General features: G+C 45.3%; 22 protein-coding genes, 15 tRNA genes and 1 rRNA gene. 28 read left to right on the forward strand and 10 right to left on the reverse strand.

What is annotated here, in order from left to right; genetic code table 11:
* The first annotated feature begins 82 nt into the window (after positions 1-82).
* The 20 genes from rrf (at position 83) to AC0VYQ_RS03650 (ending at position 4,555) form a co-directional block, all read left to right on the forward strand.
* Positions 83-198, forward strand: a 5S ribosomal RNA gene (gene rrf / locus AC0VYQ_RS03555).
* A gap of 6 nt (positions 199-204) precedes the next feature.
* Positions 205-279: transfer RNA gene (locus AC0VYQ_RS03560), tRNA-Asn, on the forward strand.
* A gap of 26 nt (positions 280-305) precedes the next feature.
* Positions 306-396: transfer RNA gene (locus AC0VYQ_RS03565), tRNA-Ser, on the forward strand.
* Positions 397-429: 33 nt separating this feature from the next.
* A tRNA-Glu gene (locus AC0VYQ_RS03570) sits at positions 430-504 on the forward strand.
* Between the two features lie 10 nt (positions 505-514).
* Positions 515-588, forward strand: a tRNA-Met gene (locus AC0VYQ_RS03575).
* Positions 589-595: 7 nt separating this feature from the next.
* A tRNA-Asp gene (locus AC0VYQ_RS03580) sits at positions 596-671 on the forward strand.
* Positions 672-678: 7 nt separating this feature from the next.
* Positions 679-751, forward strand: a tRNA-Phe gene (locus tag AC0VYQ_RS03585).
* A 36-nt stretch (positions 752-787) separates the two neighbouring features.
* Positions 788-871, forward strand: a tRNA-Tyr gene (locus tag AC0VYQ_RS03590).
* A gap of 4 nt (positions 872-875) precedes the next feature.
* A tRNA-Trp gene (locus AC0VYQ_RS03595) sits at positions 876-946 on the forward strand.
* A 9-nt stretch (positions 947-955) separates the two neighbouring features.
* A tRNA-His gene (locus AC0VYQ_RS03600) sits at positions 956-1,028 on the forward strand.
* A gap of 10 nt (positions 1,029-1,038) precedes the next feature.
* Positions 1,039-1,110, forward strand: a tRNA-Gln gene (locus tag AC0VYQ_RS03605).
* An 8-nt stretch (positions 1,111-1,118) separates the two neighbouring features.
* Positions 1,119-1,193, forward strand: a tRNA-Gly gene (locus AC0VYQ_RS03610).
* Between the two features lie 6 nt (positions 1,194-1,199).
* Positions 1,200-1,273 (forward strand) — tRNA-Cys (locus tag AC0VYQ_RS03615).
* Between the two features lie 35 nt (positions 1,274-1,308).
* A tRNA-Leu gene (locus AC0VYQ_RS03620) sits at positions 1,309-1,389 on the forward strand.
* Positions 1,390-1,393: 4 nt separating this feature from the next.
* Positions 1,394-1,464, forward strand: a tRNA-Gly gene (locus tag AC0VYQ_RS03625).
* Positions 1,465-1,495: 31 nt separating this feature from the next.
* Positions 1,496-1,566, forward strand: a tRNA-Gly gene (locus tag AC0VYQ_RS03630).
* Positions 1,567-1,648: 82 nt separating this feature from the next.
* Entirely contained in the window at positions 1,649-2,794 is a 1,146-nt protein-coding gene (queG, locus tag AC0VYQ_RS03635; protein WP_214767949.1) for a tRNA epoxyqueuosine(34) reductase QueG, read from the forward strand.
* Positions 2,784-3,269 carry a methylated-DNA--[protein]-cysteine S-methyltransferase gene (locus AC0VYQ_RS03640; RefSeq protein WP_475404268.1) on the forward strand — a complete coding sequence of 162 codons (486 nt, stop codon included), beginning with the start codon at positions 2,784-2,786 and terminating at the stop codon, positions 3,267-3,269. The genes queG and AC0VYQ_RS03640 overlap by 11 nt, the downstream gene beginning before the upstream one ends.
* Positions 3,269-3,742 carry a tRNA (uridine(34)/cytosine(34)/5-carboxymethylaminomethyluridine(34)-2'-O)-methyltransferase TrmL gene (gene trmL / locus AC0VYQ_RS03645; RefSeq protein ID WP_029332789.1) on the forward strand — a complete coding sequence of 158 codons (474 nt, stop codon included), beginning with the start codon at positions 3,269-3,271 and terminating at the stop codon, positions 3,740-3,742. The genes AC0VYQ_RS03640 and trmL overlap by 1 nt, the downstream gene beginning before the upstream one ends.
* A gap of 246 nt (positions 3,743-3,988) precedes the next feature.
* Positions 3,989-4,555: a DUF5366 family protein gene (locus AC0VYQ_RS03650; RefSeq protein WP_029332790.1), complete on the forward strand. Its 567-nt coding sequence runs from the start codon at positions 3,989-3,991 to the stop codon at positions 4,553-4,555.
* A 3-nt stretch (positions 4,556-4,558) separates the two neighbouring features.
* Here the strand turns inward: AC0VYQ_RS03650 and AC0VYQ_RS03655 are convergent, their stop codons facing one another.
* On the reverse strand, positions 4,559-6,340 hold the full coding sequence (locus tag AC0VYQ_RS03655; protein ID WP_475404269.1) for a transglycosylase domain-containing protein: 1,782 nt from the start codon (positions 6,338-6,340) through the stop codon (positions 4,559-4,561).
* A gap of 207 nt (positions 6,341-6,547) precedes the next feature.
* Between AC0VYQ_RS03655 and AC0VYQ_RS03660 the strand changes: the two genes are divergently transcribed.
* The 4 genes from AC0VYQ_RS03660 to AC0VYQ_RS03675 are packed head-to-tail and all read left to right on the forward strand — an operon-like array spanning position 6,548 to position 12,739.
* Positions 6,548-7,708 (forward strand): glucose-1-phosphate adenylyltransferase, encoded by a 1,161-nt coding sequence (locus AC0VYQ_RS03660; RefSeq protein WP_029332792.1) that lies wholly within the window; start codon positions 6,548-6,550, stop codon positions 7,706-7,708.
* Between the two features lie 13 nt (positions 7,709-7,721).
* Positions 7,722-8,822 (forward strand): glucose-1-phosphate adenylyltransferase subunit GlgD, encoded by a 1,101-nt coding sequence (gene glgD, locus AC0VYQ_RS03665; protein ID WP_029332793.1) that lies wholly within the window; start codon positions 7,722-7,724, stop codon positions 8,820-8,822.
* A 13-nt stretch (positions 8,823-8,835) separates the two neighbouring features.
* Positions 8,836-10,287, forward strand: coding sequence for a glycogen synthase GlgA (gene glgA / locus AC0VYQ_RS03670; RefSeq protein ID WP_214767946.1), 1,452 nt, complete (start codon positions 8,836-8,838; stop codon positions 10,285-10,287).
* A 28-nt stretch (positions 10,288-10,315) separates the two neighbouring features.
* Entirely contained in the window at positions 10,316-12,739 is a 2,424-nt protein-coding gene (locus AC0VYQ_RS03675) for a glycogen/starch/alpha-glucan phosphorylase (RefSeq protein ID WP_475404270.1), read from the forward strand.
* 39 nt (positions 12,740-12,778) lie between these two features.
* Here AC0VYQ_RS03675 and AC0VYQ_RS03680 read toward each other — a convergent pair whose 3' ends face one another.
* Positions 12,779-13,591, reverse strand: a complete 813-nt coding sequence (locus tag AC0VYQ_RS03680; protein ID WP_475404271.1) for a sulfurtransferase — start codon at positions 13,589-13,591, stop codon at positions 12,779-12,781.
* A 91-nt stretch (positions 13,592-13,682) separates the two neighbouring features.
* Here AC0VYQ_RS03680 and AC0VYQ_RS03685 point away from each other — a divergent pair, with 91 nt between their 5' ends.
* Complete coding sequence (locus tag AC0VYQ_RS03685) at positions 13,683-15,419, forward strand: phospho-sugar mutase (protein ID WP_475404272.1); 1,737 nt, start codon at positions 13,683-13,685, stop codon at positions 15,417-15,419.
* A gap of 147 nt (positions 15,420-15,566) precedes the next feature.
* Entirely contained in the window at positions 15,567-16,463 is an 897-nt protein-coding gene (locus AC0VYQ_RS03690) for an aldo/keto reductase (protein ID WP_475404273.1), read from the forward strand.
* A 359-nt stretch (positions 16,464-16,822) separates the two neighbouring features.
* Here AC0VYQ_RS03690 and AC0VYQ_RS03695 read toward each other — a convergent pair whose 3' ends face one another.
* The 5 genes from AC0VYQ_RS03695 to AC0VYQ_RS03715 all read right to left on the reverse strand — a co-directional run bounded on the left by AC0VYQ_RS03695 (position 16,823) and on the right by AC0VYQ_RS03715 (position 20,779).
* Complete coding sequence (locus tag AC0VYQ_RS03695) at positions 16,823-17,011, reverse strand: hypothetical protein (RefSeq protein WP_014969669.1); 189 nt, start codon at positions 17,009-17,011, stop codon at positions 16,823-16,825.
* A gap of 142 nt (positions 17,012-17,153) precedes the next feature.
* Positions 17,154-17,804 (reverse strand): amino acid ABC transporter permease, encoded by a 651-nt coding sequence (locus AC0VYQ_RS03700; protein ID WP_088836445.1) that lies wholly within the window; start codon positions 17,802-17,804, stop codon positions 17,154-17,156.
* The gene (locus AC0VYQ_RS03705; protein WP_475404274.1) at positions 17,801-18,562 is read right to left on the reverse strand and encodes a transporter substrate-binding domain-containing protein; all 762 of its coding nucleotides are present in this window, start codon (positions 18,560-18,562) and stop codon (positions 17,801-17,803) included. The genes AC0VYQ_RS03700 and AC0VYQ_RS03705 overlap by 4 nt, the downstream gene beginning before the upstream one ends.
* A 160-nt stretch (positions 18,563-18,722) precedes the next feature.
* Positions 18,723-19,829, reverse strand: coding sequence for an ABC transporter ATP-binding protein (locus tag AC0VYQ_RS03710; protein ID WP_029332801.1), 1,107 nt, complete (start codon positions 19,827-19,829; stop codon positions 18,723-18,725).
* Positions 19,830-19,948: 119 nt separating this feature from the next.
* Positions 19,949-20,779 carry a helix-turn-helix domain-containing protein gene (locus AC0VYQ_RS03715; protein ID WP_475404275.1) on the reverse strand — a complete coding sequence of 277 codons (831 nt, stop codon included), beginning with the start codon at positions 20,777-20,779 and terminating at the stop codon, positions 19,949-19,951.
* A gap of 73 nt (positions 20,780-20,852) precedes the next feature.
* Here AC0VYQ_RS03715 and AC0VYQ_RS03720 point away from each other — a divergent pair, with 73 nt between their 5' ends.
* Together AC0VYQ_RS03720 and AC0VYQ_RS03725 are read left to right on the forward strand one after the other, a co-directional pair.
* Positions 20,853-21,989 (forward strand): DUF445 domain-containing protein, encoded by a 1,137-nt coding sequence (locus AC0VYQ_RS03720; RefSeq protein WP_475404276.1) that lies wholly within the window; start codon positions 20,853-20,855, stop codon positions 21,987-21,989.
* A gap of 20 nt (positions 21,990-22,009) precedes the next feature.
* Entirely contained in the window at positions 22,010-22,387 is a 378-nt protein-coding gene (locus AC0VYQ_RS03725) for a YlbF/YmcA family competence regulator (RefSeq protein ID WP_029332804.1), read from the forward strand.
* Between the two features lie 135 nt (positions 22,388-22,522).
* Here AC0VYQ_RS03725 and AC0VYQ_RS03730 read toward each other — a convergent pair whose 3' ends face one another.
* From AC0VYQ_RS03730 to AC0VYQ_RS03740, 3 genes are all read right to left on the reverse strand, one after another.
* On the reverse strand, positions 22,523-22,744 hold the full coding sequence (locus AC0VYQ_RS03730) for a YhzD family protein (protein WP_088836449.1): 222 nt from the start codon (positions 22,742-22,744) through the stop codon (positions 22,523-22,525).
* Between the two features lie 56 nt (positions 22,745-22,800).
* Positions 22,801-23,880 carry a DNA polymerase IV gene (dinB, locus tag AC0VYQ_RS03735; protein WP_251132114.1) on the reverse strand — a complete coding sequence of 360 codons (1,080 nt, stop codon included), beginning with the start codon at positions 23,878-23,880 and terminating at the stop codon, positions 22,801-22,803.
* Positions 23,881-23,942: 62 nt separating this feature from the next.
* Positions 23,943-24,848 (reverse strand): magnesium transporter CorA family protein, encoded by a 906-nt coding sequence (locus AC0VYQ_RS03740; RefSeq protein ID WP_214807433.1) that lies wholly within the window; start codon positions 24,846-24,848, stop codon positions 23,943-23,945.
* Between the last annotated feature and the right edge of the window lie 61 nt (positions 24,849-24,909).

Raw genomic sequence — 24,909 nt, forward strand, 5'->3', positions numbered from 1 at the left:
TTGATGACTTCAGTTTTGAGGGCGCGAGCCTTTCAAAAAAAGTGCTTGACGTTATGGAAACATAATGTTAAGATAATAGATGTCTGGTGGCGATAGCCAAGTGGTCACACCCGTTCCCATGCCGAACACGGAAGTTAAGCACTTGAACGCCGAAAGTAGTTGGGGGCTTCCCCCTGTGAGGATAGGACGCTGCCAGGCGATCGTTCCGCAATAGCTCAGTGGTAGAGCAACCGGCTGTTAACCGGTAGGTCGTAGGTTCAAATCCTACTTGCGGAGCCATTAATAACTTCTTCACCACGTTCACTGGAGAGCTGTCCGAGTGGCCGAAGGAGCACGATTGGAAATCGTGTAGGCGTCATAAGCGTCTCAAGGGTTCGAATCCCTTGCTCTCCGCCATAATTATATGTAACGTTTCAATTTTACTACGATGGCCCGTTGGTCAAGCGGTTAAGACACCGCCCTTTCACGGCGGTAACACGGGTTCGATTCCCGTACGGGTCACCATTTTTATCATCGCGGGGTGGAGCAGTCTGGTAGCTCGTTGGGCTCATAACCCAAAGGTCGTCGGTTCAAATCCGGCCCCCGCAATACATACGGTCCTGTGGTGTAGCGGTTAACATGCCTGCCTGTCACGCAGGAGATCGCGGGTTCGAATCCCGTCAGGACCGCCATTGTTAAGGCTTTGTAGCTCAGTCGGTAGAGCAGAGGACTGAAAATCCTCGTGTCGGCGGTTCGATTCCGTCCAAAGCCACCTTTTATAGAAGAATGAAGTTGATTTCCCATTTGTGGGGGGGTAGCGAAGTGGCTAAACGCGGCGGACTGTAAATCCGCTCCCTCGGGTTCGGCGGTTCGAATCCGCCCCCCCCCACCACCATAGGGGCATAGTTTAGCGGTAGAACTACGGTCTCCAAAACCGTCAGCGCGGGTTCGATTCCTGCTGCCCCTGTTTATTATGGCGATTGTGGCGAAGTGGTTAACGCACCGGATTGTGATTCCGGCATTCGTGGGTTCAATTCCCATCAGTCGCCCTCTTATTATTGGGCTGTAGCCAAGTGGTAAGGCACTGGATTTTGATTCCAGCACGCGAAGGTTCGATCCCTTCCAGCCCAGCTTTTTAAGCGGAAGTAGTTCAGTGGTAGAATACGACCTTGCCAAGGTCGGGGTCGCGGGTTCGAATCCCGTCTTCCGCTCCAACGAGTGGCGCCATAGCCAAGTGGTAAGGCAGAGGACTGCAACTCCTCTATCGTCAGTTCGATTCTGACTGGCGCCTCCAATTCTTTTCAATTCAATAGTTTTGCAAGAGATTGTGCCGGTGTGGCGGAACTGGTAGACGCGCACGACTCAAAATCGTGTTCCTTTGGAGTGTCGGTTCGATTCCGACCACCGGTATCTTGCGGGTGTAGTTTAGTGGTAAAACCTCAGCCTTCCAAGCTGATGATGAGGGTTCGATTCCCTTCACCCGCTTTACCTTTTCACAATCTTAGTTTTAACCCATGCGGGTGTAGTTTAGTGGTAAAACCTCAGCCTTCCAAGCTGATGATGAGGGTTCGATTCCCTTCACCCGCTTATTTAAAAGAGCAACGTGTCGTTTTCATCTGACACATTGCTCTTTTTGTTTAGGATAGAATGATGAAAGGAGGGATCTGTCATGCGCGGAGAACAACTTAAAGAAACACTTCAAGCATATGCTTTAGAGATTGGGATCGATGTGTTTCGGGTGACGACGGCCGATCCATTTTTAACGATGAAACAACGATTGATTGATCAGCAGGATAAAAATTATGCATCTGGTTTTGAAGAACCTGATCTCGAAAAACGGACAACTCCGAAACTGTTGCTAGATGACGCCGTATCAATCATCGCGATTGCAGTTGCTTACCCGAGTAAGTTAACGGATGCACCACGTGGGAAAGCCGGGGAACGGCGTGGGATTTTTGGTCGCTCTTCTTGGGGGCTTGATTATCATCAGGCGCTGAATCAACGACTCCAGCTACTAGAGAAAAAAATCGAAGAGTTATCGCCTGGAGCAAAGACACGTTCGATGGTGGATACTGGTGAACTCGTCGATCGCGCCGTCGCAGAACGGGCAGGAATTGGTTTTAGCGGAAAGAATTGTTCGATCATTAGCGAAGAACATGGGTCTTATCTTTACCTCGGTGAATTGATTACAGATCTTTACTTACCTCCTGATCAAGCGGTTGAAGAACTCTGCGGAACGTGTAATAAGTGCATCGATGCCTGTCCGACGGATGCATTAGTCGAGCCGGGGGTAATTGATGCGAAACGTTGTATCTCCTTCATTACCCAAACGAAGACGCTGATTCCGGAAGATTTCCGTTACGCATTAGGTAATCGCTTATACGGCTGTGATACATGTCAGCAAGTTTGTCCTTACAATCGAAAAAAACATGCGACGCAACATGCTGAATTGCAGCCGGACCCGGAACAAGTCAAACCACTCTTAATTCCAATCTTGTCGCTCAGCAATCGTGAATTCAAAGCGAAATTCGGTTCGCTTTCAGGAGCTTGGCGTGGAAAGAAGCCGATTCAACGAAATGCGATTTGTGCACTCGTTCATTATCAAGACAAGACAGCGCTTGATGCTCTGCGCTTGATGGCAGAAACAGATCCACGTGATGATATGCGGGCTCTCGCGCTCTGGGCGATTGGCCGTATTGCGGGGGGCGATGAAAAAAGTTACGTAGAAGAACGACTAATGAATGATTCCGCCCAGGATGTCCAAACGGAAGGTGAGCGTCTTTTGTCGGAGTGGAGGGAACCCGATGCCGTATAAACAAGTGAAGTTCACGTTCGGAGAGTTACTGATTGCCTGGGAGGACGACGTCGTTGTTTATTTAGATTTTGGTCTTGATGCTGAGCGCGCTAAACGATATGTTCGAGAAGGACAGCGGTACGAAGCGCCACTTCCACTGCATCTAAAACAAGCTCTCGATGATTATGAAAATCGTCTACCAAATGCGCTAGAACGCATTAGTTGCCGCCTCGACGTGACGGATTTTCAGCGGCGTGTTCTTACAAATCTTCGAAGGATTCCATTCGGAGAAACAGCGAGTTATGGAACATTAGCTAAAATGATGGGTTCCGAAAAAGCAGCGCGAGCCGTCGGTGGGGCACTGAATCGAAACCCGATCGCGCTGATTTATCCTTGTCATCGAATCATCGGGGCATCCGGAAAGTTGACGGGGTTTGCGAGTGGAATCGATCATAAACAAGCGCTACTTGCGCATGAGATAGGAGAGAGAAGATAATGGCAATTCATGTTGTAATGTATCAACCAGAGATTCCTCAAAATACAGGAAATATCTCAAGGACGTGTGCCGCGACACATTCCGTTCTTCATTTAATCCGTCCATTAGGTTTTTCAACGGATGATAAGCAGTTGAAACGAGCCGGACTCGATTATTGGGAGTTTGTTGATGTAAGATATCATGATTCACTCGAAGAATTATGGGAGAAGCACCCGGAAGGGAAGTTTTATTACATCACGAAGTATGGGGAACAGTATCCAAGTCAAATTGATTTGTCTAATGTCGAGGAAGACTACTTCTTTGTATTCGGTCGAGAAACAAAAGGCTTACCGCTTGAAGTCATCGACCAAAATGCAGATCGTTGTATTCGATTACCGCAGTCAAATTTAGTTCGTTCGCTAAATGTCTCAAATACGGCTGCAATTATCGTGTATGAAGCATTACGGCAGCAAGGGTACGCTGGACTACTTTAAACACAAAAAAGCGCTGACGCATCATATTCGATGCATCAGCGCCTTTTTATTATTCGTTACCTTCAGGTTTTTTGTTGTAGCCTGCAGTGAAAATCGCTGTCAAGAAAGCGAGACTTACACCAATCATTAAAATAAATGCCATTTTTGCTTCCCCCTTCAGTCTCAATAACCGATATAATCTATTATAGTATACCTGTAAGAGAAATTGTGTGCTACATATGAATTTTCTATGAATGGAGATTAGAAATGCGGACGAATGTCTATCTGTTAAGTTATGCGCCGTTGATTAGCATCCTGTTGTTCAGTACGTCGCTTGCGATTGCGACATCGGAGTTAGCACTCTCATGGCTAAAGGATGTCGGTGTATACAATGAATTGTTACAAATTTTGAGCGCACGTGACACTAAATTATTAGTTTGGCTTGGTTTTTTGATTGTCTATTTTATGATTTTTAGTACGCTCAAACTGATTTCAGACACAATCAATCAGTTAGGGTTTGCCTTCTTCATCAAGGAACAGATTGGGACGACACTCAGTATGCTTCGACCTGGTAGCATTTTATTGCTCGTCGGTGGATGCATCAGCTTTGCTTTCATGACATCGTTCCCACTCGTCTGCCTCGTATTAGCAAGTTCATTCCTAATTTATTTTTTCTTTTATACCTTTCAAATTAGCAAGATGACGACTGCGGCCGGAGCGATTGGCTTGATTGTCTTTTTGTTTCTTGCATGGGGCATCTTACTGGCTGGCTTAGCCTGGGTCGGATTGACTTTGTTCAATTCGTTAGGCGAAGCGATTTTATTCCCGAAATGATCGTCAGCGTAGAATGTTAGCCCACGTCCTTACTTGAAGCGTTGAGTTGGCCTCGGCAGGGAAAGGTCGTGGGATGTCTGCGCCTAACCAAATCCCTCCTATGTGTTGATCTTTGATTCCGACGAACCACATATCTTTATTATCATTCGTCGTCCCTGTTTTTCCACCGATATAAGTGGGGCGTGCATCATAACCAAGACGCCCTGTTCCGTATGTCATGACATTCGTCAATCCTTTACGTAACACCTGGTTTGTCCGACTCGACCAAATGCGATCATTTTGAACAGTATGCCGATACAGCGTCCCTTCGCCTTTTGATAAGGTGATGGTTCGAACCATGGATGCTGGACTATACAAGCCGTCATTAGCAAGCGTTGTGTAGGCATTCGTTAACTCGTAAGGACTAACACCATATTTTAATCCACCTAACGCACTCGTGTAGGCATTGTCTTGCTTCGACCATTGGCTGAATTTAAACGGACGAATCGCTTTTAATCCTTCAGCGAAGGAGACAGAAAACGCACGAAGGGCTGGCGTGTTATAGGAATAGGCAATGGCATCGGCAAGCGTGACTTCACCAAGAATCCGGTTCCCGCTATTTTCAGGACAATAGCCGTCAAAGCAAACAGGACGACCGTCAAGAGGACTACTTAACGTGGCTTTTGTTTTCTCGAGGTATGGTCCGTAGACGAGTAAGGGCTTTAATGTGGATCCCGGTTGACGAAAGGATTGTGTTGCCCGATTGAATTGACCAGGTAAGTCAGTTTTATGGCCGACAAGTGCTGTCACACCATGCGTTCGTCCATCAATTCCGACATAAGCACCTTCGATTTCCTTAGGTAGTGCCACGATGGATTGTTTGGCCCGTGTTTGCTCCGTTGAATCCAAATAAGTCGCAATCGTCGCGCCATGTTGATGCAGATATTGTTGTGCGGCCTCATAATCTAATTTTTTGATGGCGGCCGTTTGACGGATTGCTTCCTTGACACTTGCATCAATATAGTCAGGGAATGGGATGACCGGCTTATTGAAGGACAATGCAACTTCTTTTGTTTTAATCGATTTTGGTATCGTGTCTGTATTTGCTAAAATTTTTAAAATCCGCTGTTGACGTTTTTCTGTATTTTGAGGTGAACGTAACGGATCGTATAGTGTGGGGTTGTTCGGAATCGCTGCTAGATAACTCACTTCTGCCCACGTCAAATCGTTCGCCTTTTTTCCGAGGTACGCCGATGATGCCAGTTCGATTCCATAAATATTATTTGCGAAATAGGCTTGATTGACATATGCCGTTAAGAGTTCTTTTTTGGAGTACTTTTGCTCCAATGAAATGGCGATTAAAATTTCTTTTATTTTTCTAGTATATGTTTTTTCGTTTGAAAGATACGTCATTCGAGCCAATTGTTGTGTAATCGTACTGCCACCTTGCCCTTTTTGGTCAGTCGATTGATTTTCAGTGAATGCGCGAAGAATTCCTGTAATATCATAACCACCATGCTGATAGAAACGTTGATCTTCGATAGCGATGAAGGTTTGTTCGACCTTTTTAGGTAACGCATTTGCTGTTAAATCATCGCGGCGAAGTCCATCGTACAACTTTACCTTCTCTTTGCCGTATGTGACAGTGATCGGTTTGTACGACGTCAATGGTTGACGGGTCGTCTGTACATCTGCCCAATGGAAAAGTTTGCGGGACGTCTCGAGTTGGTCGCGAACGGAAAACAACGTCAAAAGTAAACCGATAGTAAGTCCAATTAATAAAAGGTAGCCAGTCGTAATTCTCATGAAAACTCCTCTCAAAAGACATTTCATTCTTATTATCGGTCTCTTTTAAGCAAAGGAATAGAAGTTTTTTCGGAATTTCGTATTTTAATAAACCTATTTTGCAGGAATGTTATATTAAAAAGAGAAAAGGTGGGTATATAAGAGTATCTGTATAAAACTACACCATGGTCTGACTGTAAAGAAAGAGCATAAACTGGAGGGGACGAAATGGCTAAAAAGAATGTTGTGGCAATGCTACTTGCTGGTGGAGAAGGAAAACGTCTAGGGGCACTTACGAAACACACTGCAAAACCAGCAGTCGCGTTCGGAGGGAAATATCGAATCATTGATTTCCCATTATCGAACTGTACGAACTCGGGAATCGATACGGTCGGTGTCTTAACGCAATATGAACCACTAGAATTGAACCGTTATCTCGGAATCGGGAGTGCCTGGGACTTAGACCGTCGAAACGGGGGATTAACGATCTTGCCTCCATATCAAGCCCAAAACGGAAAGAACTGGTATGAAGGAACGGCCAACGCGATTTATCGGAACATGAGTTACATCAATCAATACGATCCAAACTATGTCCTCGTCCTATCTGGAGACCATATCTATAAGATGGATTATGAGAAGATGATTGAAGAGCATCGTCAAGGTGGGGCAGATGTAACGATTTCAGTCCGTGAAGTGCCGTGGGAAGAAGCACCACGTTTTGGAATCTTGAACACAGATGATGATTTACGAATCAATGAGTTTGAAGAAAAACCTGAAAATCCAAAATCGAACTTAGCCTCAATGGGCATATACGTCTTCAACTGGGATATTTTAAAACGTCACCTTATTCAAGACGCCGGGGATGCCGAGTCAAGCTTTGACTTCGGGAAAAACATTATTCCGAATATGTTGTTTGAAAACTTAAATATTCGCGCGTACAAATTTAAAGGATATTGGAAAGATGTTGGGACAATCCAGTCGTTATGGGAAGCGAATATGGATTTACTTGAAGCGGACCCAGAGTTCGACTTGTATGAACCATCGTGGAAAGTACATTCCGTTAACCCGAACCAGCAACCACAGTACATCGGAAACAATGCGACGATTGAAACGTCAATCATCAATGAAGGCTGTCACATTGAAGGTGAAATCAACCATTCCGTTCTCTTCTACGGCGTTGATGTTGCGGAAGGTGCACTCGTGAAAGATTCGGTCATTTTCCCGAACGTCAAAATCGGAAAAGATGTCACGATTCATCGTGCGATTTTAGCGGACGGCGTCGTCGTTGAAGATGGCGCAACAATCGGTACACCGGGCGGCGAAGTGTTCGTCATCGAGGCAAATAGTGTCATCAAGAAAAATGAAGTCGTAAAAGAAGCGATTCAATAAGGGGGAACTACCGATGAAAGCAGATCTATTGGGTGTCATTAATTTAAGTGGAGAAGAAGGATTCTTTAAAGAACTGACGGAGCATCGAAATTTAGCCGCGGTTCCATTCGCCGGACGGTATCGGTTGATTGATTTCACGTTGACGAACATGGTACAAAATGAAATCGCCAACATTGGTGTCTTTACGCTTGAAAAGTACCGGGCGATGATGGACCACCTTGGGTCGGGAAAAGAGTGGGATCTTGACCGTTCGAACGGGGGACTCTATATCTTCCCACCGGCATTATCACAAGATGCTCATGAATTCCGGGGCGATTTATCAAACTTCCATTTACACCGCGACTTCTTCTTGCGTAGTAAAGAAAACTACCTCGTGATTTCGGGTTCGAATGTGTTATCGGCAGTAGATTATCGCGATGTCTTGCGTGAACATAAAGAATCGAATGCTGACATCACAGTCGTCTATACGAAGCGTGACTTGCCATGTAAATATTGCCGTCCGATTCGTTTTGGTGATCAAAATCGAGTGACAGCGATTGGTTCGCGCGGTTTTGAACCGTCTGACGAAACATTCTATATGGAAACAGTCGTCCTATCGAAAAACCTGTTCGTCCGTCTCGTTGACGAAGCAGTCGGGCGTGGCGAGTATGATTTGCTTCAAAGCATCATTCGCTCGCAGTTGAACCGTCTGCATGTTCATGGGTACGAGTATCAGGGCACATCACAAGTCATCCACTCGCTCCGCTCGTATTACCGTGAGAGCATGCTATTGCTCGAGCAGTGGGGAGCAATCAATGATTTCCAACATGTCTACACGAAGATTAAGCATGAACCACCGACACGTTATCTCCCAGGCTCGACGATCAAGAACTCGCTCGTCGCGAATGGATGTAAATTAGAAGGAACAGCGAAAGACAGCATCTTATTCCGGGGTGTGAAAGTCGGGAAACATGCTCGTGTTAAAAATTCGATCATCATGCAAAAATCGGTCATCGAAGAAGGTGCAGTCGTCGAATACGCGATTCTCGATAAAGAAGTCACTGTCAAACGTGGACAAGTGATTCGTGGAACGGCGGAAGAACCGATCGTCATCAAAAAACAAACAATCGTTTAAAGGGGATGTCATCATGAAGGTATGGTTTGCTGCCACAGAAGCGACACCCTTCATCAAGACGGGGGGGCTAGCTGACGTCGTCGGCTCGCTCCCTTTAGCGCTTGCTGAAGAGGGTGCGGAAGTATCCGTTGTCTTACCGAACTATGGTCAAATTAAAGAACAGTTCAAGTCGGAAATGGAATTTTTATTCGATTTCATCGTACCCGTCGGCTGGCGTCAACAATTTGGTGCCGTCTTACGTCTGAAACAGGATGGGGTCACATTTTATTTCATCGATAATGAATACTACTTTAATCGAGATGGGATTATTTATGGTCATTACGACGATGCGGAGCGTTTCGCATACTTTTCCCGGGCTGTCCTCGAGATGATTCAACACCTTGATCGTGCGGAAGTACCAGATGTCATTCATTGTCATGATTGGCAGACCGGTGTCATTCCAGCTTTCTTACGAATTCATTACCAACACCTTGAGCGTTATCAAGACATCAAGACGGTCTTTACGATTCATAATTTGCAGTACCAAGGTATTTTCCCAGAAGAAGTTCTTGGCGATTTACTTGGCCTCAGCCATGAACACTTTACGATGGATGGACTTGCGCATAATGGTCTCGTCAATTATATGAAAGCGGGACTTGTTCATGCCAATCAAATTACGACGGTCAGCCCATCGTATCGGGATGAAATCATGGACCCCTACTATGGCGAGAGTCTAGAATCCATCTTGCAACACCGGGCAGTCGATGTTCGTGGGATTTTAAACGGAATTGACTACCGTCAATTCAATCCGGAAACAGACGAGCATCTTGTCGAGAATTATGATGTTGAGACGGCTGAAGAAGGAAAAGCAGTAAATAAAGAAGCATTACAAAAAGAATTGGGTCTACCGGTCAATCCGGATGTTCCACTTTTCGGATTCGTGTCGCGTCTTGTCGACCAAAAAGGAATTGATTTACTTGCGCACATTTTACCTGATTTATTCGAACTCGACGCGCAGTTTATCATTCTCGGGTCAGGTGAGGCGGAATACGAGGGCTTGTTCCACCATGCGACAACAATTCGTCCGGATAAAGTGGCTTCATACATCGGCTTTGACGTCGGACTCGCTCAACGTATTTATGCAGGGAGCGACGCGTTCTTGATGCCGTCACGCTTTGAACCGTGTGGACTCAGTCAATTGATTTCGATGAAGTATGGTTCTTTACCTGTCGTCCGTGAAACAGGTGGTTTGCGAGACACGGTGACACCATTCAATCAATTTACATTAGAGGGAAATGGCTTCTCGTTCTCGAATTATAATGCACATGACTTCCTTGACGCGATCAAGCGAACGATTGATGTCTATCAAGATAAACCAGTCTTTAAGCATCTGATTGAGACAGCAATGGAAGAAGATTTCAGCTGGATTCGCTCAGCCGATGAATATTTAGCACTCTATCATCTCATCGCACCATCTGTTGACTGATTGGGATTAAGAGAAATGAGGTTTTGGCATGTTTAAAGATAAAGAGAAGTTCAAGAAGAGGTTTAATGAGCGGTTTGTGTCGATGCACGGAAAAGCACTGAGTGAAGCAACAGAGAATGATGTGTATCAAACACTCGCCTACATGGTCCGGGAATATGTCACATCAGATTGGATGCACACGAAGGAAACCTATATCCATAAAAAGAGTAAGCAAGTCTACTATTTCTCGCTCGAATTTTTGCTCGGACGTTTTCTGTACAACAACTTGCTGAGCTTAGACGTCCTCGAGGAAGTTCGCGAGGGATTAGAGGAACTTGGCTACGACCTAGCAGACTTGACGGAAGAAGAGCCGGAACCAGGACTTGGTAACGGAGGGCTCGGACGATTAGCAGCATGTTTCTTAGACTCGTTGGCAGCTCTCGGTCTACCTGGACATGGGAACGGAATTCGATACCAGTATGGTTTATTTAAACAAAAAATCATCGACGGCTATCAAGTCGAACTCCCGGATAACTGGCTCAAAAACGGAAACATGTGGGAGATACGTCGTCCCGATAAGGCAGTCGATATTCCGTTCGGTGGACACGTTTGGCTCGAGGAAGTAGACGGCGGGTACCGTGTCCATCATGAACCAGCTGAAATTGTCCGGGCCGTCCCGTATGATATGCCAATCGTCGGCTATCAAAATGGTGTCGTCAATAACTTGCGTCTTTGGAGCGCAGAATCTCCATATGATGATGATGAACTGTTGCACCAGCACAGCGGGAACTATAAAGATTTACTTGCACATAAACAATCGATTCAAACGATTTCAGAGTTTCTTTATCCGGACGATACAACGTACGAAGGGAAAGTCCTACGTTTGAAGCAACAATATTTCTTTGTTGCCGCCGGCTTACGGAGTATTCTCTTGTCTCACAAAAAACGAAATGCATCGTTTAAACAGCTCGGAAATCAAATCGCGATTCATATCAACGACACACACCCAGTCGTCGCGATTCCAGAACTGATGCGAATTCTAATTGATGAGGAAGGCTATGAGTGGGAAGAAGCGTGGCGCATCACGAAGAGTGTCATGTCGTTTACGAACCATACATTGCTCGCCGAAGCGCTCGAGCGCTGGCCGGTCGACTTATTTAGAAATTTATTACCGCGGATTTATCAAATCGTCGAGGAAATTAATCGTCGCTTCTGTCAGGACGTCCTTGATAACTATCCACACCTTGCTTCACACATGCAAGAAATCGCCATCATCGCCGATGGACGGATCAACATGGCGAACTTAGCAGTTGTCGGGACACATTCGACGAACGGCGTCGCACAGATTCATACTGAAATCCTGAAACAACGGGAGATGCGTCTGTTTTACGAGATGTTCCCACTTCGTTTCAACAATAAAACGAACGGGATTACGCATCGTCGCTGGTTCTTGTTATCGAACCCGCAACTCGCGAACCGTGTGACGGAAGCGATTGGAGATAGCTGGATCAATCATCCGTCAGACTTGCAAAAGTTGACGAAATGGTCGGAAGATCGTCAACTCCAACAGGATATCAAACAAATTAAGCTTGAAAATAAACAGGAACTTGCTCGATTGATTGAAGCGGAGACAGGCATTACTGTCGATCCATATTCGATTTTTGATGTGCAAGTCAAGCGTCTCCATGCCTATAAACGCCAGTTACTTAATGCTTTGCATATCCATTCGTTGTATTACCGTCTAAAAGAAGATAAATCCTTCAAGATGACACCACGGACCTTTATTTTCGGAGCAAAAGCAGCGCCGGGGTATCATTATGCGAAAGAAGTCATTCGTTACATCAATGCACTCGCAAAATTGATTAATTCTGATCCGGAAGTCAGCTCTTACATGAAAGTCGTGTTCTTAGAAAACTATCGTGTTTCGCTTGCTGAAAAAATCTTCCCGGCGAGTGATGTCAGTGAGCAGATCTCGACGGCGAGTTATGAAGCGTCTGGTACAGGAAACATGAAGTTCATGATGAACGGGGCCTTGACAATCGGGACACTTGACGGAGCGAACATTGAGATTCGGGACGAGGTCGAGGATGCAAATATCTTTATTTTCGGACTCACACCGCAAGAGGTCATGAACTATAAAAAGTACGGTGGCTATAATGCATACGACCAATACAGTTCACAACCGGAGTTACGGAGAATCGTCGATAGCTTAGTTGATGGTTCATTATTCCCGCTTGGGGAGTTTCAAGCGATTTATGACTCGCTCATCACGTATAACGATGAGTACTTGATTTTAAAAGACTTCCAGTCGTATCAGCAGGCACAAGAACGAATCGACCGGACGTATCAAAACCCTGAAAAGTGGTACCAAATGGTTATTATGAACATTGGAAAATCAGGTGTCTTCTCGAGTGACCGGACGATTAAAGAATATGCGAACGCGATTTGGAACATCAAGCCGGTTCAAGTTTGATCATAAGAAAAAGCCTGATCTAATCAGGCTTTTAAAAAATTATGAAATATCGTTCGTTTGACTAATCCAGTCGCTATAAGAACCAGCGTATAGCCGAACATCATTTTTACCGAGCGAGTGTAATGCGAGTATGTTGACGCAAGCTGTCACACCGCTACCACAATAGAGGATCGGAGATGCTTCTTCAAGTAACGGAGCATAAAGCTCCTTTAAATCTTCTGCATCTTTCAGTCTTCCGTCAGGTGAAATCGCTTCTTCGAAGAAACAATTGACAGCACCGGGAATGTGACCAGCTACAGCATCAATCGTTTCGTTCTGACCCTTGAATCTGTCAGGGGAACGAGAGTCGACGAGTAGCGTATCCGTCGAACGTCCTTTGACTGTGTCAAAATCGACGAGCATGTCATCTTGGAACTCAGCGTCGTATGTAGAAGGCGCGAAGGACTCCAAATCTTGTGTCATCGGATAGTCAAACGCAAGGTAAGAGGAGAGGCCGCCTTCAAGTACGACGACGCGTTCATGACCGGCCCATTTGAAAAGCCACCATGCGCGTGCTGCATAAGGAAAACCATCATCATATAAGACGACGAAGTCATCATTTTTAATGCCGTGCGCTTCTAGCGTTTGAATCCATTTTTCTTTCGACGGTAAAGGATGACGCCCGCCGGTAGAGGATACGGGTCCTGATAAATCATTTGCTAAATCTAGATACAGTGCACCAGGCACATGTTGGTCCTCAAAAGCTAGACGACCATAATTCGGATCACGTAAATCGTAGCGGCAATCGAACCAACGGATTTGATCCGAGTGGACGAGTTGTTGTAAGTCCGCCATTTGAATGGTTGGAAACATTTGAATCACCTCGACCTTTCTAGATTAATCATATGAAAGGTGACGCTTCATCGCAAGTGTGACTTCGATAAATTAAAGGAGTGGAATGAATATGTCATGGAAAGAGACCTATCAAAAGTGGAATCAGTTTGAAAAATTAGAGCCTGAATTGAAAGAAGAGCTCGTCACGTTAGCAGCAGATGATAAAGCGGCAGAGGACGCTTTTTATAAAGAACTTGAGTTTGGTACTGGCGGTATGCGTGGAGAAATCGGTGTCGGTACGAACCGGATGAACGTTTACACAGTCCGTAAAGCATCTCAAGGGTTTGCAGACTTTATTAAAGCGGCAGGGGAAGAAGCTGTTGCCCAAGGAATCGTCATTGCACATGACTCGCGTCACTTTTCGCCTGAGTTTGCTTTAGAAGCAGCAAAAACGCTTGCAAGCAATGGCATTAAAGCATATTTATTCGATGGACTACGTCCGACACCAGAATTATCGTTTGCTGTACGTGAGCTTCGCGCTGCAGGGGGGATCGTCATTACGGCAAGCCACAACCCGCCTGAGTACAATGGTTACAAAGTATACGGTAATGACGGTGGACAATTGCCGCCAAAAGAAGCGGATGAACTCGTATCGTATGTCGATCAAGTGGAAGATGAACTATCGATCGTGTTAGAAGCAGAAGAAGTCCTTCGGGCAAATGGACTTATCGTTCGTGTCGGAGAACAAATCGATGATGCGTATCAAGAAAAATTAAAAACGATTCGTGTTTTACCGACGATTCAAGACGAGTTGCAAGATTCATTAAAAATTGTGTTCACGCCACTTCACGGAACAGGTCTTGTTCCTGTTACTGTCGGACTAAAGAACTACGGTTTTGAAAACGTGACGGTCGTTGAAGAACAAGCAAAACCGGACGGGGCGTTCCCAACGGTTTCGTCACCGAACCCGGAAGAACACGCTGCGTTTGAACTTGCCATCAAATACGGGAATCGGGTCGACGCGGATGTACTGCTCGCAACAGATCCTGATGCAGACCGCGTCGGTGTAGCGACGCGCGATGCAAGTGGGGAATGGACGGTACTGACAGGAAACCAAACGGGTGCATTGTTACTCGACTACATCCTGTCGCAAAAATCAGCCCAAGGTACATTACCGGCGAACGGCTTTGTCGCGAAAACAATCGTAACATCAGAACTCGGTGCGTTAATTGCCCGTCATTACGATTTGCATGTCGAAAACACATTAACGGGCTTTAAATTCATCGGTGAAAAAATTAAACAATATAATGCGTCAGGTGAATATGAATACCTGTTCGGTTATGAAGAAAGTTACGGTTATTTGATCGGCGATTTCTGTCGCGACAAGGATGCTGTCCAGGCGTGCTTACTCGCAGCAGAGATGGCAGCGTACCATAAGAAAGAAGGACGGACGTTGTATGAGGCATTACAAGCCATTTACGAACAGTTCGGTTACTTCGAAGAGTCGTTACGTTCACTGACGTTAAAAGGAAAGGACGGAGTGGAACAGATTGGACGAATCATGAACACGTTCCGTGAAAACCCACCCAAACAAGTGGCGGGAGAGAAAGTGGTCTTGTTCGAAGATTACGATGCGAGCATGGCGCACGACTTGATTCAACACAAACCATCGCCAATCAATCTTCCGAAATCGAATGTGCTGAAGTTCACGCTTGAGGATGGTTCATGGTTCTGCCTCCGCCCATCAGGAACGGAACCGAAAATCAAGTTTTACTTCAGTGTAACTTCACCGGATGCGGCGGATACGACACGTAAACGTCAACTGATTGAAGATGAAGTGATGCAAGAAGTGGAACAAATTCAGTAAGACCGTTGACTAAATGATTATCAAGGCACGAGTACCGGACAGGTATCTCGTGCCTTTTTGTGAAAAGCGAAATCCGTGCAACCGTTACCAACTTCCTGTAGAGTTAAATGGGACAGAAAAAGTACGAGATCGAAAGGATGAATTGGAATGGAACGAATTCAACTAACAGAAGAATTGTCATTTTCGCGTGTGATTCATGGATTATGGCGATTAAATGAGTGGAACATGACGGCAGAAGAACGTCTTGCTTTGATTGAGCAATGTTTAGCGCTCGGGATCACGACGTTTGATCATGCGGACATTTACGGGGATTATACGAATGAAGGTTTGTTCGGAGAAGCGTTGGCCTTAAAACCAGAATTACGTGAACGAATGGAGATTGTGACGAAAACGGGGATCAAGATGAAAGGGAACTACTATTCCGATCAAAACCTTTCATTTTACGATACAACAAAAGAACATATCATTGAAAATGCGACACGTTCATTAAAGGAACTTGGTGTCGAATACATTGATACGTTATTGATTCACCGACCGGATCCATTGATGGACCCGAACGAAATTGCCGAAGCGTTTGTTGAATTAAAAGAGTCCGGTAAAGTTCGGACGTTCGGTTTATCGAATCATACGCCAGCTCAACAAAGTTTAATTCAATCACGTCTACCGTTCATGCTCGTGACGAATCAATTGGAACTCTCAGTTGCTGAACTGAAACATTTCGAAGATGGATCGGTGGATCTTTGCCACGAAAACGAGATGCCGCTTATGGCATGGAGTCCGCTCGCCGGTGGACGGTTATTCAAAGAAGAAGAATATCGCGTCTTACGAGATAAGCTTGAAGAAATCGGACAACAAATCGGAGCGACAGATATTGATGAAGTCGCTTATGCGTGGCTCTTGAAACATCCGGCACGCATCATGCCGATTGTCGGTTCAGGAAAAATCAAACGGATTGAATCCGCGGTCAATGCGACGCGTTTGACGTTGTCACGTGAACAGTGGTTCGAAATTTTGAAAGCGTCTCGCGGACGTGACGTCGATTAAAAAATAGCCTTCGGGCTATTTTCAGCGTCTAGCCGAAGTAACATAGGGTGAGATAAAAGCTTATCCCTGTTCCGTTGCATTCCTCGGGCGAGAGGCAAGCCGTTGCTCCTTGATCCTAGCGGATAACGAGCAGGGTCTTGCCTACCTCTGACAGTGCGTTAAAAACGCACTTTTCCCCGTAGGAGTCAACGGAAAAGTGACGCTTTTTGAGACGAGGCGAGACAGGGAAGCGTTACACACGATCATATCGGTATAAATCCTTCATTAGAGTTTGGCCATAGCCTGAAAATAGCCTTCGGGCTATTTTTTTTGCATAAAAAGCCCATCTCAAGGGGGATTTGAGATGGGTATCTATAGGGTCACGCTTCTAGGCGAAGCATCTCCTGGCGGTATTTATCTAGACGTTCTTTACTGGCAACTACGGCAGCTTGGTCACTGACTTGGATAGCATCAAAGAGTGTGCTGAGCTCATAATCAATCTCGAGGCGTAGCACTGGAATCCGCTGTTCTGCATCTTGTCTACGGAAAGCTTCAATTACTTGTTTCATCTTGGCCACGCTCCTTTTAAAGTTATCAGATAATTCTGATTTTTTATTAGTATACTTGATTATTCCCGCGTTGCCTAGTGTTAAACCTTAAAAAGAACAAAAAAATACTTGGAATGTGCTGACCATTCCAAGTTGGTTTCATTTAATTCGGGATGCTAAAGCGAACTTCTAAGCGGTGTTGAACCATCTGTACGAGCGTCGACATGATCCAGTAAATCGCTGCTGAGAACAGCAGAAGTGGCATGACGAGATAGGTCGTAGCAGAAATTTGATCGGAGACATACGTTAACTCTTCGACAGCGACAAGCGTACCGAGTGACGTCGATTTAATGATATCGATGACAGAATTCGACAGTGGCGGAATGGCACGTGATAATGCTTGAGGAAGGATGACGTCCTTGAACGTTTTCCGACGCGGGATTCCGAGCGAATCAGCTGCTTCCCATTGCCCGCGATCGACAGAAGCGATGGCGGCCCGGAACGATTCCGAAATATAAGCGGAAAAGTGCAGTGATAATCCAAAAGCGAGTGCCTGAAAGCCCGTCAGTTGTAATGCGACAAGACCATTATATAAAATCAAAATCTGTAACAGTAAAGGTGTTCCGCGGAAGAACGAGACATACAATCGAGCGAAACCGCTAAAGACGGTGAAGCGGCTGTCACGCATGACGGCAAGAATCAACCCGAGGAAAAGCGCAAAGACGATGGCAAGTCCACTTGCAAGAAGTGTAATGCCAATCGCCTCTCCGTAGACGTTCGCATTATCGCGAACGATCGTGAACAATTCCGTCACTGACTGATATCCTCGTTAAAGTATTTCTTACCGATGTCTGCAAGTGTACCGTCTTTTTTCATTTCTGCAAGTGCTTCATTGAAGTCCTCTGCATACTTGCTATCTTTTGCCATCATGAAACCAGACTCATTTTTATCAAATGTTTCTCCGACTGCTTTCACTTTATAACCGGCTTTCTTGAGTTCAGTCAAAACGAACAAGCGATCGTTCATCGCAGCATCAACACGTCCTGCTTCAAGATCTTTTAAAACTTGGTTTGCACCTTTATAATACTTCACTTTTGCACCAGCATCTTCTGCTGTCTTCGCATAAAGTGAACCTTGTGTCGAACCAACGACTTTACCTTTTAAATCATCAAGTGTTTTGATGTCGTCCGTTTTTTCATTGACGATGATTGTTGATCCGGATACCGTATATGCATCAGAAAATGCATATTTTTCTTTCCGCTCATCCGTGATACCCATTTGGTTCGCGATGACATCGATGCGTTCTGAATCAAGTGCCGGAATCAATCCTTTAAAGTCCATTGCTTTATAGTCGACTTTATAGCCGGCGCGTTTAGCGACTTCATTCATGACATCGATGTCATAACCAGTCAGTTCGCCTTTTTCTTTATACGTAAATGGTGGGTATGTCGCTTCAGTACCAACCGTAATCATCTTGCTGTCTTTGCTTGCTTCTTCATTAGAAGCGCCGCACGCTGCTAACACCCCCGCCGTTGATAGTGCTGCTACTGCTAGCTTTAGTCCGTGTTTCATAGCGCTCTCTCCTTTAAAAATAAATGATTTCAATTCCTAGTTTTCGAATAGGATTAATTTAAGACTACAAGCAGTATCATACAAAGTTACAAGAACGTCTGTCAATAAAAAAGACTGCCCACGAATGGACAGTCTTGGAAAAGTAATCATTCAGTTGAAATTAACGAATTGTCGCTTCAGTTGCAGCGTCGAAGAAATGCGCTTTTGTCATGTCGAAGAAGAGATCGAGATCTGATCCCATCTCGACGTGTGAGCGTGAGTCGACACGAGCTGTGAAGGCTTGATTACCTACCTTGGAATAGAGATACGATTCTGCACCCATCAATTCGGAAACTTCGATGTGTGCCGGGAAACGGTGTGCTGTTTTTGTGTCTTGATAAATCAATTCAGCATGAATGTCTTCCGGACGGATTCCGAGGACGAGGTCTTTGCTCGTATAGCCGCGTTCACGGAGAACTTTCATTTTGCCTTCAGGGACTTCGAATTTCTCTTCTGTCCCTGTGACGTGGAAAAGTCCATCGTCAGCCAGTTTGCCTGTTAGGAAGTTCATCGAAGGCGATCCGATGAATCCGGCGACGAACATGTTATCTGGGTGATCGTATACTTCTTTAGGTGAGCCGACCTGCTGAATGAGACCTGCTTTCATGATGACGATCCGCGTCGCAAGCGTCATCGCTTCTGTTTGGTCATGGGTAACATAAATCGTCGTCGTTTCAAGACGTTTATGAAGTTGAATGATTTCTTTACGCATTTGAACACGGAGTTTTGCATCCAAGTTCGAGAGGGGTTCATCCATCAAGAAGACTTTTGCATCACGAACGATGGCACGACCGATTGCAACACGCTGACGCTGTCCACCTGATAATGCTTTTGGTTTCCGCTCGAGGTACTCTTCCAGACCAAGGATACGTGCCGCATTGTCGACGCGCTGTTTGATTTCGTCTTTCGGGAACTTACGTAGCTTGAGTCCGAATGCCATGTTATCAAACACGTTCATGTGCGGGTAGAGTGCGTAGTTTTGGAAGACCATCGCGATATCGCGGTCTTTCGGCGCGACGTCATTCATCCGTTTACCGTCGATGATGAAATCTCCGCCTGAGATTTCTTCGAGACCGGCAATCATCCGAAGTGTCGTTGATTTACCACAACCTGATGGTCCGACGAAAACGATGAATTCCTTATCTTGGATGTGAAGGTTAAAGTCGTCAACGGCCTTTGCTGAGCCGGAATAAATTTTATCAATATGTTCAAGACGAATATCTGCCATGTGTATATCCTCCTAGTAGTGTGATCGGTTAATGTAACGCTTACAAACCCTAGTATAGAAGAAAATGGATCAGCTGAACATGGACAACATGACGAAATGCAACCGTTTTCATTTGGGCACTATGCTAGAAGTAACAAGGTATATAAAAAGGCGGAACCTTCAAACGATCGAATATCGATTTCTGTCTGTTCTGTCAACCGGTCAAGTCGGTACTGGAGGCTGTTACGATGAAGAAATAAGTGTTTTGCTGTCAACGATACATTCAGATTGGCACGACAGAAAGCATCAATCGTCTCACGCGATTCAGGTTCGAGTGGTGCAATGAAGCGATCTGTCAGCTCGTCACGGACCGTTTCCGATAAAAGAGCGAGTCGTGTGAGGGCAGGTAAGAAACGTTCGACACGGAACGGAAGCAGGTTAAGGGCTGCTTGTTCTAGACGGAACTGGGCTGCGATATCTCCATTTATTCGGCGTTGACCGATTAATACTTTTCCATCTGTTAGAAAATCAGATTGTAAAGCTGTGAATAAGTCATTTAAATCATGTTCGCTTACTAACTCATCTCGTTCAATGACAAGCAGTCGAGTCGTCGTCAAGGGGACAAAGATGCTCGAGGAGTCGAAAAAAGAAGTCAATAGCTGTTCGAGATCTTCAGTCGTCCGATCATCGAGTTGATTGAATAAGAAATGGGTCATCCGGAAGGGTTCGTGCTCGACGGCGCTCGATAATTCCAGACGCTGATGCCAGTAAGTTGTATCGGTTGATCCTGAAACGACGACGCGTTCTGCGATTAAATTCAATAAGTCGATTTCACGCCCGGACAACGCGGAACTTTCGATTCCGAAACGAAGCCCATCCGCTAACTGATATACGCTATAATTATCCATGCAATATACCGTGGGGTCTGTCGATAACTGATCTTTGAATAAGGAAATCAATTGCTGTAGCACGTTACATCTCTCCTACATAAAAAGTGATACTCAGACTTTACCACAATACTAAATTCGGAAGGAACGATGAGCTATGCAAATCGAATTCATGACCATCTTAAAAATCATCGGAATGATTGTATTAGGTGCAACAATCGGTGCAGTCACGAACCATCTTGCGATTCGTATGTTATTTCGACCGCTAGAAGCAAAATATATCGGAAAGTACCGGATTCCTTTTACACCAGGTCTAATTCCGAAACGGCGCGATGAACTAGCAGCCAATCTCGGACGGACCGTTGTCAAGCATTTAGTGACCCCTGAAGGAATCGGGAAACGCCTTCGACAACCTGCGATGCACGAGGCCGTTACAAATCTTGTCACGACCGAACTGATGAAATGGGTACACTCAACCGTCACGATTCGAGAAGTGATCGGCCGCTTCGTCAATCAACCGGAAGAACAATTGCGAAAAAAAATCGAACAGACGCTTGAACATGAATTGATGGACGGCGTGATTCATCTGAAAAACTCAACGATTCAAGAAGTCATCGGCGAAGGCGGAGTCTTAAAAGTCAAGGAAGCAATCCCTGACGTCGTAGATGCATTGTTAAAACAAACGGATGTTTATTTTGATAGTCCAGAAGGGAAGATGAAATTAGAGGAGACGGCCGCCGGATTCATCCAAGGAAAACTTGGAGGCGGAATGTTCGGGATGTTACTTGCGAATATCAATTTGGTGGAGATGATTCAACCTGAAATCAAACGGGTATTACAAGGAGAGTCGACGCGTCAGTTCATTACTGAAATGGTCGAGAAAGAAATCGAACACGTGATGGAACGTCCGATTCATACACTCCTTGATGAAGAGTTAGAGAAACAAGTCATCGAACGCGTCAAATCGGAAATCATCAACCGGATCCCACTAACAGAAACGTTGGATAAGCCTTTACACCATTATCTCGGCCGGTTTGATGAGAAAGTGCGGACCGAGTTCGTTCCGGTGATTGTCGACCGGTTGATTGACCAAGCGGTGAAACACGCAGAACGAATCATGACGACACTCGACGTCGAATCGATTGTGCGTGATGAGGTCGACCTACTCGATACACAGTATCTCGAAGAAATCGTCTTATCGATTTCTCGGAAGGAATTCCGGGCTATCACTTGGCTTGGAGGACTGTTAGGTGGTTTAATTGGGATGATACAAGCAATCATCGTGATTGCTTAACTAAATTGGAGGGTTTTAATATGTCTGAAACAAATTTGTATGACCACGCCTATACGCTCGAACGTGCACTGCGAGAAACTCCGGAGTACACAACATTACAAGATTTATACACACAAGTGAACGCTGATCCAGCATCGAATGAACTGTTTGCTTCATTCCGTAACGTTCAACTTGAGCTTCAACAAAAGCAAATGGAAGGTGAAGAAATCACACCTGACGATATGGCTTCAGCTCAAGCAAAAATGTTGGAAGTTCAAAACAATCCACTCATCAGTCAATTGATGCAAGAAGAACAACGGATGCATACGATGTTGACGGAAGTTACTCAAATCATCATGAAGCCGCTCGAAGAACTTTATGCGCCAATGATGGAGCAAAATCAAGACGACGTGCAATAAGATGTAAACAGAGCCTCGGACAATGTCCGGGGCTCTCGGTGTGTAGACAAAGTGGCATTAGACAATAGAAGATTCTTTCTTTTTCGTCGCGTTCCTCTTAATTTGTACATAGATGACTCTGATTTCAATAAGAACTTATGTTGAACTGCCTGCAACAGGCACAATTTTAGGTAAATAAGCACGCTCGAAATGAATCAATTTACCGGCACGCGTGACGCGGGCGCCTTTATGTTCGAACTTTCCTTCTTTGAGACGACGGATCCCTTCCTCCCTTGCATCTGAATCGTTAGGTGATTCAAACGTATCATCGAGTAAAGTTTCTCCACGGTCCGCGAATACAGTAAGTGTATAGAGCATGTCTCTTCCTCCTTTAATAAAATAACTAATTCAAGTGTACTGAATAGTCATTCATTTTACAAGTAGGAGTCAATATCTTGCCACGTTAATTGTCTCGACTTTGGTGGTACTTCAAGATGACTGACACTCATTCCGATTAAACGAATCGGACCCGTGAATTCGATTTCATTAAATAATTTTGTCGTTACCGTGAGTAACCGATCTTCGTCGTTCGTCTCTTCAAGAAAGGTGAAACGTTTTGAACGTGATTGGAATGTCTCTGTTTTCCACTTAACGGTGACCGTCCGACAAACGAGTTCTTTTTGTTGCAGACTACGGACGACAGATTGGGCCTCTCGCTTTAAGGTTTCGAAAATCGTATCAATATCTTCCGTATCTTCTTCGAAGGTCGTTTCAGATCCAATCGATTTGCGCTCACGGTGGGGACGGACTAAACGTTCGTCTTCACCGTGGGCCATCGTATACAATTCTGTTCCACGGTCCCGACCGAGTAACCCGCGGAGTTCTTCGACCGGTGACTGTTGGATATCAGCGACGGTCTCAAATCCATGTTTTCGAAGCGTCTGCTCGGTGACTTTCCCAACACCATGCAAGTCACCGATTTGTAAAGAAGACAAAAAGGGAAGTACCTCCTCAGGTGGGAGAACGGTTAAGCCGTTCGGTTTTTGATAACCGGAAGCAATCTTTGCGACGAGCTTCGAATTCGAGACACCAGCGGATGCCGTCAAGTCCGTCCGGCGTTTGATTTCAGCAAGGATATACTCTGCGATGTGGGTCGCACTCGTCATATTTAAATTATTCTCCGTCACATCGAGGTACGCTTCATCGAGTGATAATGGTTCGACAAGCGGTGTGACTTCAAGAAACAGTTCCATGATTTGCGCACTAACTGCACGATACACGTCGAATCGGGGACGGATGAAGACGGCACGCGGACAGAGCTGAAAGGCACGACGAGATGGCATCGCGCTGTGGACACCGTACTTCCGTGCTTCATAGGAACAAGTCGCGACGACTCCACGTGCATGAGGAGGGCCACCGACGATGACAGGAACACCCTTTAAGTGAGGGCGATCGCGTTGTTCGACAGAAGCGTAAAAAGCGTCCATATCGATATGAATGATTTTTCGTCCCATCAAAAGTCACCTCCTCCAACTAAATATGATAAACTAAGTATAACGAACTTATGTTCTTATATCTATTTTTTTGTACGTTTTTTAGGCATGCGAACGAGTGCTCCGAGCCATCCACGCCATTTCATCCAATAAAAGATTCCACCGGTCGTAATCACGATCAGGGTAAGTGCACCTGCGTAACCGTATTTCCAGTCAAGTTCGGGCATGTTCTTGAAGTTCATGCCCCAAATCGCGCCGAGGGCCATCATCGGGGTCGCGACAGCCGTGAAGATCGTCAGGGCCTTCATGATTTCGTTTCCCCTGAAGTTCGAGACGGTCGTCGATAAATCGAGCAGAACCTCAATATCTTTTTGATAGTGTTCAATCAACATCAATAAACGCTCGACACGTCGTTTGGCAAGGCGAAACGGAAGATGTTGTTCAAAATCAGTGACTGCGACGAAGGCTTCTTGGCCTGCAAGAATCAATTCTTGAAAAGGGACGATTAAGTCGGACCAGTTCTCAATTGTATCGCGTAAGGCAAAGATGCTATCGAGTGAATTCTCATTGATGTTGCCCCGGAGTTCATCTTGTCGAGAAAAGAGTTCCGTTTCAAAGTCATCGATGCCTGAAAAGTACGTATTCATTTGTAACGAAAGAATCGCATAAAAGGCATCAAAAGCTGTTTTTGAGTCAAACGGTGCAGTCAGTGACATAATATGTTCAGAGAGTCCGATCGTGATGAGTTCAGTAGGCGTGATGTAATAGCAGATGAAGCGACGGTCGCTTTTATCATCAGGATTTTGCCAAGTCACGATTGAACCGTATAAGACACCGAGTTCTGCTCGGGTAAAGTTGACATCTTTTGTACGAAGTTGACGAACCCACTCAATTTTTGAGGGACTGACGGTCTCTTCGTTATTTAGTTGTTGGTCGTAGTCTGATACAGTCATGTAGCGGTACCAGTTAAAGTGCGAATCGAATTTCATGTTTAAGGCTCCCATATAGTAGAATAAATAAGTGAATTGCAGTAAGCATAATGAAAAATAT

It is taken from the genome of Exiguobacterium sp. QJM3NY_9 (assembly GCF_056173545.1).

Coding starts and splice junctions, on each gene's coding strand:
- AC0VYQ_RS03640 (WP_475404268.1), top strand. CDS start 2,784: ATGCCGTATAAACAAGTGAAGTTCACGTTCGGAGAGTTACTGATTGCC.
- dinB (WP_251132114.1), bottom strand. CDS start 23,880: ATGGGACGAAAAATCATTCATATCGATATGGACGCTTTTTACGCTTCT.
- AC0VYQ_RS03650 (WP_029332790.1), top strand. CDS start 3,989: ATGCGGACGAATGTCTATCTGTTAAGTTATGCGCCGTTGATTAGCATC.
- AC0VYQ_RS03730 (WP_088836449.1), bottom strand. CDS start 22,744: ATGCTCTATACACTTACTGTATTCGCGGACCGTGGAGAAACTTTACTC.
- AC0VYQ_RS03685 (WP_475404272.1), top strand. CDS start 13,683: ATGTCATGGAAAGAGACCTATCAAAAGTGGAATCAGTTTGAAAAATTA.
- AC0VYQ_RS03705 (WP_475404274.1), bottom strand. CDS start 18,562: ATGAAACACGGACTAAAGCTAGCAGTAGCAGCACTATCAACGGCGGGG.
- AC0VYQ_RS03680 (WP_475404271.1), bottom strand. CDS start 13,591: ATGTTTCCAACCATTCAAATGGCGGACTTACAACAACTCGTCCACTCG.
- trmL (WP_029332789.1), top strand. CDS start 3,269: ATGGCAATTCATGTTGTAATGTATCAACCAGAGATTCCTCAAAATACA.
- AC0VYQ_RS03675 (WP_475404270.1), top strand. CDS start 10,316: ATGTTTAAAGATAAAGAGAAGTTCAAGAAGAGGTTTAATGAGCGGTTT.
- AC0VYQ_RS03655 (WP_475404269.1), bottom strand. CDS start 6,340: ATGAGAATTACGACTGGCTACCTTTTATTAATTGGACTTACTATCGGT.
- AC0VYQ_RS03690 (WP_475404273.1), top strand. CDS start 15,567: ATGGAACGAATTCAACTAACAGAAGAATTGTCATTTTCGCGTGTGATT.
- queG (WP_214767949.1), top strand. CDS start 1,649: ATGCGCGGAGAACAACTTAAAGAAACACTTCAAGCATATGCTTTAGAG.
- AC0VYQ_RS03660 (WP_029332792.1), top strand. CDS start 6,548: ATGGCTAAAAAGAATGTTGTGGCAATGCTACTTGCTGGTGGAGAAGGA.
- glgA (WP_214767946.1), top strand. CDS start 8,836: ATGAAGGTATGGTTTGCTGCCACAGAAGCGACACCCTTCATCAAGACG.
- glgD (WP_029332793.1), top strand. CDS start 7,722: ATGAAAGCAGATCTATTGGGTGTCATTAATTTAAGTGGAGAAGAAGGA.
- AC0VYQ_RS03725 (WP_029332804.1), top strand. CDS start 22,010: ATGTCTGAAACAAATTTGTATGACCACGCCTATACGCTCGAACGTGCA.
- AC0VYQ_RS03695 (WP_014969669.1), bottom strand. CDS start 17,011: ATGAAACAAGTAATTGAAGCTTTCCGTAGACAAGATGCAGAACAGCGG.
- AC0VYQ_RS03740 (WP_214807433.1), bottom strand. CDS start 24,848: ATGAAATTCGATTCGCACTTTAACTGGTACCGCTACATGACTGTATCA.
- AC0VYQ_RS03720 (WP_475404276.1), top strand. CDS start 20,853: ATGCAAATCGAATTCATGACCATCTTAAAAATCATCGGAATGATTGTA.
- AC0VYQ_RS03710 (WP_029332801.1), bottom strand. CDS start 19,829: ATGGCAGATATTCGTCTTGAACATATTGATAAAATTTATTCCGGCTCA.